Genomic DNA, 15,430 nt, shown 5'->3' on the forward strand with positions numbered 1-15,430 from the left:
TCATGACCCCGGCCCAGGCTTCGCTGCTCGACAGCCTGCGCGCTGCTGCCGCGCAGATCGTGCTGATCGGGCACATATATTCCATCGTGCTGCGGCCTGAGCGCACGCTGGGCATCGGTGACCTCGGCGTCGTCGTTTTCTTCGTGCTGTCCGGTTTTCTGATCGGCTATACGACCTTGAACAGGTGCAGCCGCGACGACTACGGTCTCCGGCGCTATCTGGTTGATCGTTTCTGCAGGATTTTCGTGCCCTACCTGCCGGCGCTCGTTCTGATCCTGCTCATCGACAGTGCGGTGTTCGCGTGGACCGACACCCGCACTTACATCGAGCATTACACGTTCAAGGATTTTGCCGCGTCCCTGCTGATGTTGCAGCAACACCCGGCCGGCTTGTTTCTCGACGAGATTCTCGGAGCATCGAGCCTCAAGCTATCGACCTTCTCGAGCGCCCGGCCGCTATGGACGGTAGCCGTCGAGTGGTGGCTCTACGTCAGCTTCGGCCTGCTCGTTTTCCGCGCCAGGCAGATCGTTTCATCACGCCGCTGGCAACTGCTTTTCATCGCATTCTCGAGTGTGCCCCTGTTCAATGCCATCGCCGGTTCCGGCGCCGGACTGAGCCTGGTCTGGTTCGCCATGTGCGGACTGGCATGGGTATACTGGAAGGCGCAGAAGAGGATCGACATCCGTATTGCCGACATCATGAACGGCACCGGACCCGCCCGCGGGCTCTTTCGTGCCGCGCCATTCCTGCTGCTGCTGTTGATCGCTGCTCGCCTGCTGTGGACCGGTCTTCTGGAAACTCGAGAGCCCTTCGAGCGCTTGCTTTTCTACGACTTCAATCTGTACGGACTGATCATGGCGCTGTGCGTCGTGCTGTTCCTTTTGAAGGGCACAAGGATGCATGGCGAGCGCAATCGCACCGCTCGTTTCATAGCCGATTACTCTTATTCGCTGTACCTGATTCATTACAGCGTGATTTTCATGCTTCACGCCTTTGGCCTGAAATCCGGCAGCGACGTGCTGGATCTATTCATCTATCTCGTTGCCTGCAATGCTGCTGCGATCGTATTCTGGTACGTTTTCGAACGGAACTACCGCAGATTCGGCGAACGTCTTTTCGGGCGTCACGGGGCAGCACCGGCGCGGGGCATGCCATGATGAGCACATGTATGCACGCGTCTGAGGGGCATGGAGAATGAGAGTGTTTCTGACCTGTTACGGGGGCGCTCATGTGTCGGCAATCATCCCGTTGTATCAGGCTCTGGTGAGGCGCGGGCACACCTGCGACCTCCTGGCACTCACGACCGCGGCGGAAACGGCGCGGCGCTGCAATCTGCCCTTCTATCGCCCGATCGACTTCGTCGACATCGCCGACGCAGACATTCTCGAATGGGGAGAGCGCCTGGCCCAACGCCACCATACCGAAGGCAAAGGGCTTTCCCGCGATGAGTCGATTGCCTATCTGGGCGTGTCGTTCTGCGACCTTGCCGCGGATATCGGCGAGGCGGAGGCCTGGCGACGCTACGAGAAATCGGGTCTGAATGCTTTCGCACCCGTTCGTTTCATGCGCAGGGTCATTGCGCAGTTCGAACCTGACGTCGTTGTCGCGACCACATCGCCACGCATGGAAAAGGCGGCCTTGCGCGCAGCCTTTCAACTCGATGTACCCAGCCTGTGCATGGTCGAGTTGTTCGGACTGCTCGAGGAACCATGGCTCAGTCGGCCCGACAACGGTCATGTGCTGGCCGTGTCTCGTGAAGACGTCCGGAGGCGCCTTGTGGCCGCCGGTCGCCAGGCCTGCGATATTCACCTTACAGGCAGTCCGATGTTCGATCAGCTGGCCGATCCGGATCTGCCCGCTGCGGGTCGCAGATGGCGCCATGAACACGGGGTTGCGGACAGTGAAAAACTCGTCTTCTGGGCTGAACAGCCGGAACCCGGTGATCCGGAACTCCCGCGCAGGGTACGCCTGCATCTGGCGGATCTGTGCCGCCGCAAGGGGTGGCGACTCGTCGTACGCCTGCATCCCAGCAGTACCGATCATCGTGCAGAGAAGATACCTTCGGACTGCCTGCAGAGTCACGCGCATGAGCCGCTTTCACATGTCATGCATGCCTGCGATGCGGGCGTCACGCTGACATCTACGGTCGGGTGGGAGCTTCTTCTCTGCAACAAGCCGTTACTCGTCATCCGCATATCCGAGTTCAGCAATGCCGTAACCTACGGCAGCGATGATGGAGCCCTCGTCGTTGACACGCTTGAACAGGCTGCCGGCGGTTTGTCCGATCTGTTGCACGACACCACCGAATCAGCACGGCTGCAGCAGTTCAGGTCACGGCTGCCCAGCCCCGGCGGCGCGTCGCACCGGATCTGCGACCTGATTGAAAAGACCGTTTTCGCGCGCAACTACAGTCTCGAAGACATGAGGCGCGCCCGCACACATGCAAACTGATCAATTGAACACACCGATCCTGCACGTCGTTCACTGCATCGACACGGAAGGACCTCTTGATGAAGACATCGATGCGACCTTCAAACGCATCGAGGGCCTTTTCGGCGTCCGCTTGCCCGTTTCTGCCGAGACGCTGACTGCGCTGCAGCGCCGGGATATCCCCCTCGATGGTCTGGAACATGAAATTGCTGCGGTAATCACCCCCAACCTGTTGTCCTACAATCGCAACTGGGCCGACATACGCAGCATGCTGGACGAGGCGCTCAGTCCGCAGTTCAGGCGCGAAATGACGGACGACACCGGGCGCGGCTGGGTCTACAGCTGGCATTGCCTCGATCACCTGGGTTACACGGCGAATCCCCGCCGGAAGGATCTTGGCTACGGGAAGGTGTTTCACTTTTACCGCAGCGTGCTGGCGGAAACAGGAAGTCGCGACGACGAAGTAAACTGGCACTTCCATCCGCTGTCGCTGACCCGGGAGCCGCTCGCTGCCGCGACATCCTATTCGAACAGCATGGACATCCTGCTGTCGGTGCTGGCACGGCGCATCATCGAGGACGGTTGGTTTCCGACCACCAACCGCCCGGGCTTTCACTCCGAAAGGCCTGATTCGCACGCCTTTCTCGAACAGTGGATACCGTTCGACTACGCCAATCAGTCCTGCGTGCTGTCGGAGAGCGAACAGAAGGACACGCATCTGGGGCGCTTCGGCGACTGGCGGCGCGCACCCCTCGACTGGATCGGCTATCACCCGCACCACGACGACTACCAGGTGCCTGGCCAGTGTCGCCGTTGGATCTTCCGCTGTCTGAACGTGGGCACCCGTCTGCGGCAACTGACCGAAGCCGACGTGCATGATGCGTTCCGCGACGCGCTGACGCGGGGCAGTGCGATTCTTGCCTTCGCCGATCACGACTATCGCGACATCCGCCCGGATGTCAGACATGTCAGGATGCTGCTGGAAAAGGTCGGCCGGGAATTCCCGTCCGTGCGGTTGCGCTTTTCCGGTGCGGAAGAGGCAGCCCGCCGACACACCACGGCGCTGGCGAACGAAACGCCCGCTGCGCCGCCCGATTTTTCGATCGAACTCGACGGCAATCGAGTCCATGTGCGGCTCGCGCACGGCAGTCTGTTCGGCCCTCAGCCGTTTCTGGCGATGAAAACCAGATCCGGTCACTACCACCACGACAACTTCGATGTCGTTGAACCGGGTCGCCACTGGACTTACGTGCTGGACGAGCAGACGCTGCCGTTGTCCGACGTCGAGTGTGTGGGTGTGGGCGGTGCCGGACGATGCGGCGGCTACGGCGTCGCAAGGATCGTGGCTGGCGAACCGCAGCATTCATGACGGCTGCAATGGTGCGAAGCGTTCCCGGTTGGCTGTTTCCGGCGTTGTTGTTTCTGCTGTGCGGCGCGATAGCGCTGCCGATGTTGCCAGTCTGGCAGGGCGCCATTCGTCTGCTCGCGGGCATTGCACTGGTCAGCGTTCTGGCGGACAGCCCGGGCACGCGCCGGGCGATCGCAGCCGTTCTGGCCGTTTGCGCGCTGACTGCGGGTGCGGCGTGGGTAGCCGGTCTGGCGGCTGCGCCGGTCAGCCATGTGATACACGCCCTGACGGATGTATTCGGACAGCCGCTCGGCCTGTTGCCTGACTTCAGTCTCCTGCTGTATGACGCGCTTTGCGTCACGGGCCTGATCGGCGTCCTGCTGCGCCGTGATCGCCGCGCCGGATTGCCGCATCTGGCCTTCCTGTCCGCACTCGGGGCCTTCTGGTGGTGGGGCGTGCTGACGGTTGCCGTGCGGGGCGCTGGCCCGGCGTCCGGAGCTGACCTCTCACAGATGGCCACCGGTCTGTCGGGGTGGGCAACATGGGTCTATTGGGCTGCGCTGACCTTGCTGCTCGTCCGCGACGAGTCACAGGTGCAGCACACGCTGAAGGCGCTGGGCATCGGTGGGTTGATCGTCGGCGCAGTCATCGCCCTGCAGTGGATGGGAGCCGACTTTTCCTACGTCATCGCATCGGTTCCGGGCGTATCGGAAGGCTTTCATCGGGTACGCGGGACCGACTACTACCACGCGCCTGCCGCCGGCATCGTCGCGCTGACAGCCCTTGCCCTTTTTGGTCTGACCGACGAGCGACGACGCTTTGCTGCATCGCTGGGCGCTGCGGCCCTGGTCGGACTGGCCATCCTGAACAACACGCGGGCCGTCAGTCTGGCGCTCATGAGCGGCCTGACCGTTCTGCTGATGGCTTCGTTGTGGCGACGCCAGTGGCGGACGACCGCGATGTCGTTGCTCGCTGTCGCACTCGTCGCACCGCATCTGCTCTATCTCAAGCCCTCGCTGACGGGTGCGCCTGCGCAGGTATCAGCAGCGACTTCGGAACGGGATGGCTGGACGGACTTCGGACCCTCCTCTGATCCGACGGCCGCGGAATCGCCTGGGGGTACGCCTACGCGAAGGGCGGCGGTGGCCGAAGTGGCAAGGGCGAACGCGCCGCGGTCGGCGCTGGCTGAAAGCGGCCTTGAAATCCTGCCCGACGCCTGGCTGATCGGTCATGGTATCGGCACGCTTGATCTGCCCCTCGAAGGCAATTCATTCGGCGGCCTGACCAGCACCTACTCCACGCACACCCTCTACCTGGACATGGCGCTGATGGCGGGCATTCCAGCCCTGCTTGCGGCACTTGTCGTTTTCGCTTCGGGCGCAGTCGGAGCCCTGCAGGCCATCTTCGGCAGAAATTCGTCGCCGGTGCGCACCGGGAGCGCCGCGGCGTTGCTTGCAATGCTGACGATGTTTGCCGTCATATCGCTGTTCCTGCCGCAGGAGCGCAACGAAGTCATCGGAATCGGGTTCGCCGTCGCCGCACTCGCGCTGGCCGCAGCCGGCCGGTCACGTCCCGAGGCGGCCAGCCCTGCGCTGCAGCAGGTCGGGGCGTGGATTCCCGGCTATGTGCTGATTGCGCTGGGGGCAGCCGGCTGGACCATCCTGACAAGTCCGGCCTACATCTTCCCGGCTCTGGAGCTGGTGGGCCGACACGGCGCCGAAATCGTTCTCGAACGCCAGCACGTCTATGTGAATGAGCCCGCGATGCGCCCCGTGCTGGCGTTTCTGCTGCGACTGCGCGGTGGCGACACCGCTCAGGTTTCGCTGCTTGCCGACGGCGCGCAGGCGCTCGAAGCCCGGCAGGCGTGGATTGTCTGGAACCCCGGTCGCCTTCCAGCCTACCCGGCGCTGGCAAGTCTGCTTGGAAAGCCGCGCCATCCGCACCGCAACCAGGCCCTCGCCATTTCGATGCCGGCGCACTGGTGGCTGATGCCCTCCGCGCAGCCGACGGCAAGCTTCCTGTTCGCCGGAGCTCGGCGTGAACTCCCGGCTGGCGGCCTTCACCGGTCCGTTGATGGCGCGTCGATTCAGGTGCCCGTATTGCCCAACCATGCACCTTTCGCCACTATCCGCCTCGGGCCGACCATCGGCGGGCAGGCCGACCATGTTGCCGACTTCAACCACGGATCCTCGGTGTCGTGGAATGCCGCGCACAATGCCGAAATCCGCTTTCATGTGCCGGAAATGGCGCAGCAACCGCTGCGGGCATACCGGATGACCGCGCTGCATAACCGCAGCATGCGGGCGGCAGAACGCTACGCCTGGGCTATCGAAGGTTCCGCGGACGGTCGTGCCTGGACGCAGATCGACAGCCGAAATGGTGAGCGTGTGAGCCACGATGCTTCGCTGCCTTCGACTTACTTGATCCCCGCTGCACCCGCTTTTCCGTTTTACCGCATCCGCTTCGCCCCGGCCGGGGATGCACCCGGCGCATACGCAGGGCTTGCGGAAATGGAGCTGTATTTTTCACCCGACCGCGGCTTTACCGATTGAAGACACAATGAACGAAAAGATTGCAGTGCGTGACATTCACGCAGCAGGTGTAGCGGAAGAATTCGATCGTCTGATGCAGCTCGACATCGATGATCTGCGTGCCCACGAGGACGCCTTTGTCGACACGGCTTGCCCGGCCTGTCATGGCGACGATGTGCCGCATGCCTTCGTGCATCAGTCGCTCTCCTATCGTCGCTGCGGACACTGCGAAACGCTGTTCGTCTCGCCTGGTCCGACGGAAAGCCTGCATCTCGATTTCGTCCGCAGCAGCCGTGCCATGGAGTTCTGGCGCGAGCACCTGCCGGCGGACATGAAGCGAACACGCCGTCCGATGTATCAGGAGCGGGTGGCCTATGCACGCGATGTCTGGGCGCGCATGGGTGTCAGACCACAAACAACCCTGGAATTCGGAGCGGGCAACGGCGAATTCGCCGAAGAACTTGCGGCGACGGGCGTCGTGGAGCGCATCGTGCTGCTTGAACCCCAGGCATTGAATCTGGAGCAGCCCGGGATCGAGATCATGACCGAAGGTTTCGAGGCGCTCGAGGCGGCCAACCGCAGTTTCGATGCGGTCTTCGCCTGGGAGCTGATCGAGCACCTGATCGAACCCGATCAGTTCCTGCGTGTGGTGCGCCAGGTGTTGAAGCCCGGAGCCCCGTTCATCCTGTCGACGCCGAATGAACGCAGTGTCGAGACACGCAGGCTCGGCACCGACTCATCGAACATCCTGTTCGATCATGTGCGGCTCTACAATCCAGCGTCGATATCCACGCTGCTCGAACGCAATGGATTCCGCGTCGTCGAGCTGTGCACGCCGGGCAAGCTCGACGTCGCACGGCTGCAGGGATACCGGGCAGAGCATCCGGACCTGTTCGGCGACGATCCGTGCCTGAATCTGATCCTGAGTGACGAGCAGGCGAGCGCGGCTTTCCAGACATTTCTCCAGCAGAACCTGCTGTCGAGTCACATGCGTGTCGTCGCCGTGGCAGACGGTGAATGGCGTGGCGGCAAGACGCCGTTGCTGCGAAGCTGATACTGGCAGGCGCCGCGGCATGGAAATGATCTACAGCGATTTCGTCGGCAGCCAGACGGATCCGCTCACCTGGTACGACCTGCTGCCGGGCGATCCGGTGAGGATATCCGGCATGCCGGACAATCGCCCGGGTGGCGAACTGGCCGACGCGCTACTTGCCGCCGATCTGCCTGACGATCCGGCTTTGCTCGACCTGCTGACTGCCCGCCTGTTGAACGATACGGACGACCTCTCGAAGTACCCGCACTGGCGCGAGCTTGCAACGCGACTTTCGCGCCTCATGTGTTCGCAGCTGGCCGCAGGGGGCTCGCGTCCGCTGAGGATGCAGGCACAGCGTCTCAACTACTGCATCCAGAGCCTGCTCGATCGCGGGCGTCCGGAAGCCTTCACGCCGTCCGACCTGATCGAGATCACGCTGAAGGGGAGCAAGCCCTGGGACTGCGTCATGCATCAGGGTGCGCGCTGGTGGCTGACGTCCGACGAAGTCAATGTTCATCGCGAGGATGCATCGGGTGCGGTCGGCTGGCGCCGCGGCTTGCCGACCCAGCTCGATCCGCTGCCCGACGGACGCCTGTCGGTCGGGTCGATCTACACGCCGGGCGCGCATCTTGTCGATGGCCTGAAGTGGTCCGAGATTGCGCACGATCAGCCGGTTCCGCTTGTTTTCGAGCACGACGGCGGACTGTGTTTCCTCGACCACTCCGGCGTGATCTGGCGCGACTGTCCCCGCGCAGTCCTGTGGCGGACACCCTGCAGCCAGGTGCACTTTGCGCGCCTGATCGATGGCGTCATTTATTGTCTGGACAATGCCGACTTCGGGCATCTGACGTGCTGCGACATCGCATCGGGCGCGATCGCGCGCCACGCGACAGATCCGGTTCAGGTGTGCAATGACGTCACGCTGGCCGGTGGCCAGATTTACATGATCGACAAGCAGCAGGGCAGCGTCTTCAAGTTCGACCGCGACTTCCGTTTCATCGGTCGCGCATTGCATTTCGGGCGAGGCCCGGGCGAACTGCTGGATCCGGTCGGGCTGCGGTTTCAGGGCGAAAAGCTGCGCGTGGTAAGCTGGCTTTCAGGCCGTCTGACAGAGTTGAGACCCTTCTGAAACCGCCCGGAACCTGCTGCCGACCGCGCTGCGACCGATCGCCCTCCACGGCAGAGGAAAGCGGGCTGTCGGTGCCGCTTCAAGCCGCGCAGCGCACTGGCTCACCGGACCGATTCCCGTACGAACACGATGGCTGAACGAATGCTCTGCACGATCTGCGCCCGCGGCGGTTCCAAGGGTGTGCCCAACAAGAATGCGCGCCTCGTGGCGGGCAAGCCGCTGCTTGCCCACACGGTCGAACAGGCCATCGAGAGCGGCTTGTTCGATGCCATCGCCTTCAGCAGCGACAGTGAAACCTATCTTGACCTGGCGGCAAGAGCCGGTGCAACGGTGCTGATCCACCGGCCGGCAGAGCTGGCCACCGATGTCGCCGGCAAGCTGCCGGTGATCCGGCATTGCGTGTCGGAGGCCGAAGTGCAGCTCGGTTTCCGTGCGGACGTGGTCATCGATCTCGATTGCACATCGCCGCTTCGCCTGCCGTCGGACATCCGCGCATGTGCAGCGCTGCTCCGCACGAGCGGCGCCGGAAACGTGGTGACGGCTGCGCCGGCGCGACGCTCGCCCTATTTCAATCTGCTCGAACGCATGCCGGATGGACGGATCGATCTCGCCAAGCGGCCGGAAGTGCCCATCCTGCGCCGACAGGATGCGCCGGCCTGCTTCGACATGAATGCATCGATATACGCATGGGCACGCAATGCCCTGTTCGAGCGTGACGGACTGTTCCACCCGGATACCCAGCTGTATGTCATGCCTGAGGAGCGTTCCATCGACATCGACAGCGAACTCGATTTCGAGATCGTCAGTCTGTTGCTGGAACGTCGGGCCGCTGCGTCATGAAGTGTCTGGTGATCGGCTTCGGATCGATTGGCCGGCGTCATGCCCGGGTGCTGGGCGAGATCGGATGCGAGCTTGCAGTGGTCACGTCCGCAACGGACACGTCCCTGCCCGCTTTTCGCGATCTCCGGAGCGCACTCGATGTGTTTGCACCGGGTTATGTGGTGATCGCCAACGACACCCGCCTGCATGGCCCGACGCTCGCTGCGCTGGCCAAACATGGCTTTTCCGGGCCCACGCTGGTTGAAAAGCCCATGCTCGCCGGAGCCGGCGAAGCGCCGGTGCTGCCGTCCGGGCCGGTATTCGTCGGCTACACCCTGCGATTCCACCCGTTGATCACCCGCTTGATGGAACAACTCGATGGACAGGCGCTATGGACCTTCACGGCCTATGTCGGTCAGTATCTTCCGGACTGGCGTCCCGACCGTGATTACCGGCAGAGCTATTCGGCAAGGCGCGAGGACGGCGGTGTGGTCCGGGACCTGAGCCACGAACTCGATTACGCTCAGCTGCTAGCGGGGCGCTGGCGCAGCACCATCGCCGCAGGCGGCAAGCTGAGCACGCTGGACATTGACAGTGAAGACGCCGTGACGGTGCTTGCACGCTGCGAGCGCTGCGAACTGGTGACCGTGCACATGAATTACCTCGATCGATCCGCGTCGCGATGGATTCTGGTCAATGGCCCGTTCGGCACCCTCAGGGCCGATCTTGTCAAAGGCACACTGGCGCTCAATGGCGATGAGCAACAGTTCGCGGTCGAGCGGGACGCGATGATGCGGCAGCAGCATCTGGCCGCGATGTCGGGCGACGACCCGCGGTCCTGCGATGCTGCGACCGCACTGTCGACCGTGCGCTGGGTGGATGCAATTCATCAGTCCCTGGCAGACGGTTGCCGGATCGATGCAGACCCACACATTGCCTGAACGAACCTACCGGACCCGCTGAATGAACACTCGAACATCCTACTTGCGGCTCGAGGACAAGGTCGCCATCGTGACCGGTGCCGCCGGCATCATCGGCAGCGTGATCGCCCGACGTCTCGTCGGATTCGGTGCCAGGGTCGCGCTCGTGGACATCGACGCAGCCGGCCTCGAAAGGCTGGCCGAAGAGATCGGCAGAGAACAGGACGATAGCGCCTGCATTCGTGCCTTTGCCTGCGACCTGGCGGATGCCGGCGCCATCACCCGCACGGTCGGCGACATCGTTGCCTGGAGTTCGCGCATCGACGTGCTGTTCAACAACGCGGCAAGCAAGACCGGCGACCTCGCACGCTTCTTCGACCCGGTCGACACGTACTCGCTGGACACCTGGCACGAAGTCATGGCGGTCAATGTGGACGGCCTGTTCGTCATGGCGCGGGAATGCGCGGCGCGCATGCGCGAAGTTGGGGGAGGTGCCATTGTGCAGACGGCGTCCATCTACGGTGCCATGGCGCCCGACATGCGCATCTACGAGGGCTCGTTCTATCTCGGTCAGCAGATCAACACGCCACCGGTCTATGCGGCATCAAAGGGCGCCGTCATCTCGCTGACGCGCTATCTGGCCGCACTGTGGGCGGCCGATGGCATCCGCGTGAATGCCATTTCGCCGGGTGGCGTATCGAGCGGGCAGAATGGTGTTTTCCATGACAGGTATCGGGCGCGGGTGCCGATGGGTCGCATGGCCGAGGCGCAGGAGATCGCCGACGCGGCGCTGTTTCTTGCCTCACCGGCATCGGCCTACATGACCGGCCAGAATCTGCTGGTCGACGGGGGATTGTCGATATGGTGAGCAGCCGGGCATCGACGGTGCCGCAGCGCTGCCTGATCATCGCCGAGGCCGGTGTCAATCACAACGGTTCGGAAGACAACGCGCTGAGACTGGTGGACGCCGCGGTGGCGGCCGGCGCCGACATCGTCAAGTTCCAGACCTTCAAGGCGGATCGCCTGGTGACACGGGCCGCGAAGAAGGCTGCGTACCAGGAAACCCAGACCGGGGAAGGCGACCAGTATTCCATGCTCAAGGCGCTCGAGCTGGACGAGGACGCACACGCGCGCATCGCCCGTCACTGTGCGGAGCAGGGCATCGAATTTCTGTCGACCGGGTTTGACGAGGCATCGACCGATTTCCTGGTGTCACTGGGCATACGCCGGCTCAAGCTGCCTTCCGGCGAACTGACGAACGCGCCTTTCGTCCGTTTTCTTGCGTCCAGAGGCTTGCCGCTCATCGTATCGACCGGCATGGCCACCCTCGATGAGGTTGCGCAGGCGGTCGACTGGGTGCGTGACGCACGGCTGGCGGCTGGCCACGATGCTCCGTTGGCCGAAGTCCTGACGCTGCTGCATTGCACGTCGAACTATCCGACGCCACTGAGCGACGTGAATCTGCTTGCGATGCGCACGCTGCAGGACCGCTTCGGCTTGCCGGTCGGCTACTCCGATCACACGGCGGGCATCTTCGTCGCGCCGCTGGCGCGCGCACTCGGTGCCAGCGTGTTCGAAAAGCACTTTACCCTCGACCGCACCATGCCGGGCCCTGACCATGCCGCGTCGCTCGAACCGGCCGAACTGGCCCGGATGGTCAGCGCCATCCGCGATACCGAACTGATACTCGGTGACGGCTTCAAGGCGCCGACCGGGCCGGAACTCGAGGTCAGGGTGGCGGCTCGACGCAGCGTGACGCTCGCGGGTGACGTACGAACCGGACAACAGCTGCGTGCTGAAGACCTCACGCTGATGCGGCCCGGCAACGGCATCCCGCCGGCAGAGCTGGACAGCGTTATCGGACGCACTGTCATCCGTTCGATGCAGGCGGGCGATACCCTGCACCGGGAAGATCTTGCGCCGTGAGACGCATTGTCTACGTCACGGGTACGCGCGCGGATTTCGGGCTGATGCAACGTACGCTGAGCGCGATCCACCGCGATTCCCGGCTCGACCTCGGACTGTGCGTCACCGGCATGCATCTGCTGCCGGCCTACGGTGAAACGGTTCACGAGATTGAGGGCTTCGGGCTGAAGATCATCGGTCGCATACCGGTTGTTCTCGACGGCACTTCGGGCGCGACGATGGCTCGGGCGCTGGCCGTCCAGCTGGATGGAATGACGCGCCTGTTCGAGGACTATCGCCCGGACCTCGTGCTGGTGCTGGGTGATCGGGGGGAAATGCTGGCCGCCGCGCTGGCCGCCCTTCACCTGAATATTCCGACGGCACACATCCACGGAGGCGAGTTGTCGGGTACCGTGGATGAGCCGGTCCGACACGCGATTTCGAAGATTTCGCACTATCATTTCACCAGCACCGAAGGGGCGCGACAGCGGCTGATACGCATGGGCGAGCGACCTGAGCACGTTTTTGTTTCGGGCGCACCGGGCCTGGACGGGCTGACCGATGCGGTCGCTACCGATCGCTCTGCGCTGAGCCTTCGCTTCGGATTCGATCCGGCACGGCCGCTGGCGCTGATGGTGTTTCACCCCGTGCTGCAGGAAGCCGATACCGCGCGCCACCAGGCACGCATGCTGCTCGATGCACTGCATGACCGGGGTTGCCAGACGATCTGCCTGCTGCCGAACAGTGATGCAGGCGGTGCAGCGGTGCGGGCCGAGATCGAGGCGCGTTCGTCGGCGCCGGACTGCGCAGTGCTGGCGCATCTGCCGCGCGATGAGTATCTGACGTGTCTGGCGTGCGCTGACGTGCTTGTCGGCAATTCGAGCAGCGGCATCATCGAGGCGGCGAGTTTCGGGTTGCCGGTCGTCAATGTAGGCACCCGTCAGCACGGCCGCGAACGCAGCAGCAACGTCATCGACAGCGAGCCAGGCCGTCCGGCGCTCGACGAAGCCCTCGACGCCGCGCTGAAGCGTGGCCGGCAGGTCTGCGAAAACGTCTATGGCGACGGGCAGACGAGTCGGCGTATCGTCGAATGGCTCGCCACGTTGCCGCTTGATGCTGACTTGATGAATAAACAGAATGCCTACTGACATCTGTCTGCTGATCGGCGCGGGCGGCCATGGCTGCGTGGTCCTCGATGCGCTCCTGCAGGCCAGCCCGGAAATCGACGTGTGTGTGCGCGACGACGCCCCGACATCCTTGCCTCTTCTGGGCCGGACGGTCGTCAGCCCCGCATTGCCACCCGGGGCATTCGAAGGGTCGGTGCATGTCGCCATCGGTTCCAATGAAGTCCGGTGTCGTCTGGCCAGGCTGATGTGCGAGCGGGGCGGTCGATTGCTGCGGGTCGTGCATCCCATGGCCACGGTATCGCCGCATGCGACGCTGGGCGACGGCGCGTTCATCGCCGCACGGGCCGTCGTCGCGCCGCGCGCGCGCGTCGGAGACGGTGTGATCGTGAATCACGGCGCGGTCGTGGATCACGACTGCGAGGTAGGGGCGTGGAGCCATATTGCGCCGGGATCGGTGCTGGGCGGTGGCGTCACCGTAGGGCGGCGCGTACTGGTAGGCAGCGGTGCCATCATCCTGCCCGGCCTGCACATCGGGGATGACGCGATCATCGGCGCCGGTGCAGTGGTCACGCAAGACGTTGCTGAGGGACAATTGAAAGTCGGCATTCCGGCGCGAAACAGACATGGATAGCGTAAAGAAACTTCTGATAGACGAGCAGGCTGACATACGTACGGCCCTGGCCCAGCTGGAGCGGACGGCACGCGGTCTGCTGCTGCTCGTCGATGGCGACGGCCGGCTCAAGCGGACAGTGACCGATGGTGACTTGCGTCGGCTGCTGCTCAGCGGTGCGAACCTTGACGATCGTCTGTCGGATCTGCCCGCCTGCGAGCCGAAAACCATCAGCGACGATGCCAGTCCGGAGGCCGCACTTGAATTGATGAACCGCCACCGGGTGGACCATATCCCACAGATCGATGAGGCAGGGCGTCCTTCGGGGCTGCTGCTCCGGCGCGATCTGTGCAGTCCCATCCTGCTGTCCACGCCGCACCTCGGCAGCGGCGAGCGGGGTTTTGTGGACGATGCGTTCCGCACGAACTGGATCGCCCCGCTCGGCCCGAACGTCGATGCCTTCGAAACCGAGCTGGCCGCTCATGTGGGTATCGGTCACGCTGCGGCATTGTCCTCGGGTACCGCGGCCATCCATCTGGCGCTTGATCTGCTGGGCGTGGGACCGGGCGACGAGGTGTTCTGCTCGACGCTGACTTTCGTCGCCACCGCCAACCCGATCCTGTACCAGCGTGCCACGCCGATCTTCATCGATTCGGAGCCCGGTACATGGAACATGTCGGTGCCTGCGCTGCAGCGGGCGCTGGCTGACGCAGATCGACGCGGACGTCTTCCAGCCGCCGTCATCGTCGTCAATCTCTATGGCCAGAGTGCCGACATGGACCCGATTCTCGAAGTGTGCGGGCGCCATGGTGTTCCGGTGGTCGAGGACGCGGCGGAGTCACTCGGGGCGACGTATCGCGGAAAGGCCAGCGGCACGCTCGGAAAGATCGGCATCTATTCCTTCAACGGCAACAAGATCATCACGACATCGGGTGGCGGCATGCTCGTGTCCGATGATGGCGAACTGGTCGAACGGGCCCGGTTTCTGTCCACCCAGGGCAGAGAACCCGCTCCCTGGTATCTTCACAAGCGTGTTGCGTACAACTACCGCATGAGCAACATTCTTGCCGGCGTAGGACGCGGACAGCTGCAGGTGCTGGAAGAACGGGTTGCAGCCCGCCGCCGCGTGCTTGACCGCTATCGTGAAGCGCTGGCGGACATCAAGGGGCTGGGATGGATGCCCGAGGCGGACTTCGGCCGCTCGACCCGCTGGCTCAGCGTGTGCGTGCTCGATCCGGACGCCACGGATGTGACTCCGGCCGATTTCATCGCCGCACTGGCACGACAGAACATCGAGGCACGACACGTCTGGAATCCGATGCACCGGCAACCACTTTTCGCAGGCTGCGCCTATTTCCCGCACGAAGAGGGCTGCAGCTTCAGCGATCAGGCATTTCAAACGGGGGTGTGCCTGCCGTCGGGCTCCAGTCTGGAAGATTCGCAGATCGATCGAGTGTCCAGCGTCATTCGCGATGCGCTCGTCCATCGTTGACCATCCGATGATTACCACGCCCGCAATCAGCCGATCACGGATGCTGCTCCCCGGTGCTTCCGCGCGCTTGTGCGATGAAGGGGCCC

Annotated in this window: 13 protein-coding genes; all 13 read left to right on the forward strand. The window is 63.5% G+C overall.

The genetic code is table 11. The annotated features are described in order from the left end of the window. The first annotated feature begins 2 nt into the window (after positions 1-2). Positions 3-1,157, forward strand: coding sequence for an acyltransferase family protein (locus BSY238_RS09905; protein WP_069038993.1), 1,155 nt, complete (start codon positions 3-5; stop codon positions 1,155-1,157). Positions 1,158-1,200: 43 nt separating this feature from the next. After that, positions 1,201-2,451, forward strand: coding sequence for a hypothetical protein (locus BSY238_RS09910; protein WP_150123920.1), 1,251 nt, complete (start codon positions 1,201-1,203; stop codon positions 2,449-2,451). A gap of 4 nt (positions 2,452-2,455) precedes the next feature. Further along, the gene (locus tag BSY238_RS09915; protein ID WP_069038995.1) at positions 2,456-3,799 is read left to right on the forward strand and encodes a hypothetical protein; all 1,344 of its coding nucleotides are present in this window, start codon (positions 2,456-2,458) and stop codon (positions 3,797-3,799) included. An 80-nt stretch (positions 3,800-3,879) separates the two neighbouring features. Then, positions 3,880-6,330, forward strand: a complete 2,451-nt coding sequence (locus BSY238_RS09920; RefSeq protein ID WP_190295003.1) for an O-antigen ligase family protein — start codon at positions 3,880-3,882, stop codon at positions 6,328-6,330. A gap of 73 nt (positions 6,331-6,403) precedes the next feature. Next, complete coding sequence (locus BSY238_RS09925; protein ID WP_190295004.1) at positions 6,404-7,363, forward strand: class I SAM-dependent methyltransferase; 960 nt, start codon at positions 6,404-6,406, stop codon at positions 7,361-7,363. A gap of 19 nt (positions 7,364-7,382) precedes the next feature. Further along, positions 7,383-8,471: a hypothetical protein gene (locus BSY238_RS09930; protein ID WP_069038998.1), complete on the forward strand. Its 1,089-nt coding sequence runs from the start codon at positions 7,383-7,385 to the stop codon at positions 8,469-8,471. A 129-nt stretch (positions 8,472-8,600) separates the two neighbouring features. Next, complete coding sequence (locus BSY238_RS09935) at positions 8,601-9,311, forward strand: acylneuraminate cytidylyltransferase family protein (RefSeq protein ID WP_069038999.1); 711 nt, start codon at positions 8,601-8,603, stop codon at positions 9,309-9,311. After that, entirely contained in the window at positions 9,308-10,231 is a 924-nt protein-coding gene (locus BSY238_RS09940) for a Gfo/Idh/MocA family protein (RefSeq protein ID WP_069039000.1), read from the forward strand. Before BSY238_RS09935 ends, BSY238_RS09940 begins: the two co-directional genes overlap by 4 nt. A 22-nt stretch (positions 10,232-10,253) precedes the next feature. Continuing rightward, a complete protein-coding gene (locus BSY238_RS09945) occupies positions 10,254-11,078 on the forward strand; it encodes an SDR family oxidoreductase (protein WP_069039001.1) in 825 nt (274 codons plus the stop codon). After that, positions 11,072-12,136 (forward strand): N-acetylneuraminate synthase, encoded by a 1,065-nt coding sequence (gene neuB / locus BSY238_RS09950; RefSeq protein ID WP_069039002.1) that lies wholly within the window; start codon positions 11,072-11,074, stop codon positions 12,134-12,136. The genes BSY238_RS09945 and neuB overlap by 7 nt, the downstream gene beginning before the upstream one ends. A 44-nt stretch (positions 12,137-12,180) precedes the next feature. Beyond that, positions 12,181-13,263, forward strand: a complete 1,083-nt coding sequence (gene neuC / locus BSY238_RS09955) for a UDP-N-acetylglucosamine 2-epimerase (protein ID WP_069040599.1) — start codon at positions 12,181-12,183, stop codon at positions 13,261-13,263. Between the two features lie 37 nt (positions 13,264-13,300). Further along, complete coding sequence (locus BSY238_RS09960) at positions 13,301-13,873, forward strand: NeuD/PglB/VioB family sugar acetyltransferase (protein WP_190295005.1); 573 nt, start codon at positions 13,301-13,303, stop codon at positions 13,871-13,873. After that, positions 13,866-15,344, forward strand: coding sequence for an aminotransferase class I/II-fold pyridoxal phosphate-dependent enzyme (locus BSY238_RS09965; protein WP_069039004.1), 1,479 nt, complete (start codon positions 13,866-13,868; stop codon positions 15,342-15,344). Before BSY238_RS09960 ends, BSY238_RS09965 begins: the two co-directional genes overlap by 8 nt. The last annotated feature ends 86 nt before the right edge of the window (positions 15,345-15,430 follow it).

Origin of the sequence: Methyloversatilis sp. RAC08 (assembly GCF_001713355.1) — a bacterium.
Taxonomy (GTDB): Bacteria; Pseudomonadota; Gammaproteobacteria; order Burkholderiales; family Rhodocyclaceae; genus Methyloversatilis.

Excerpts from the sequence above, each read along its gene's own strand:
- BSY238_RS09920 (WP_190295003.1), top strand. The coding sequence starts at position 3,880 with ATGTTGCCAGTCTGGCAGGGCGCCATTCGTCTGCTCGCGGGCATTGCA.
- BSY238_RS09905 (WP_069038993.1), top strand. The coding sequence starts at position 3 with ATGACCCCGGCCCAGGCTTCGCTGCTCGACAGCCTGCGCGCTGCTGCC.
- neuB (WP_069039002.1), top strand. The coding sequence starts at position 11,072 with ATGGTGAGCAGCCGGGCATCGACGGTGCCGCAGCGCTGCCTGATCATC.
- BSY238_RS09945 (WP_069039001.1), top strand. The coding sequence starts at position 10,254 with ATGAACACTCGAACATCCTACTTGCGGCTCGAGGACAAGGTCGCCATC.
- BSY238_RS09965 (WP_069039004.1), top strand. The coding sequence starts at position 13,866 with ATGGATAGCGTAAAGAAACTTCTGATAGACGAGCAGGCTGACATACGT.
- neuC (WP_069040599.1), top strand. The coding sequence starts at position 12,181 with ATGCAACGTACGCTGAGCGCGATCCACCGCGATTCCCGGCTCGACCTC.
- BSY238_RS09935 (WP_069038999.1), top strand. The coding sequence starts at position 8,601 with ATGGCTGAACGAATGCTCTGCACGATCTGCGCCCGCGGCGGTTCCAAG.
- BSY238_RS09925 (WP_190295004.1), top strand. The coding sequence starts at position 6,404 with ATGCAGCTCGACATCGATGATCTGCGTGCCCACGAGGACGCCTTTGTC.
- BSY238_RS09930 (WP_069038998.1), top strand. The coding sequence starts at position 7,383 with ATGGAAATGATCTACAGCGATTTCGTCGGCAGCCAGACGGATCCGCTC.
- BSY238_RS09940 (WP_069039000.1), top strand. The coding sequence starts at position 9,308 with ATGAAGTGTCTGGTGATCGGCTTCGGATCGATTGGCCGGCGTCATGCC.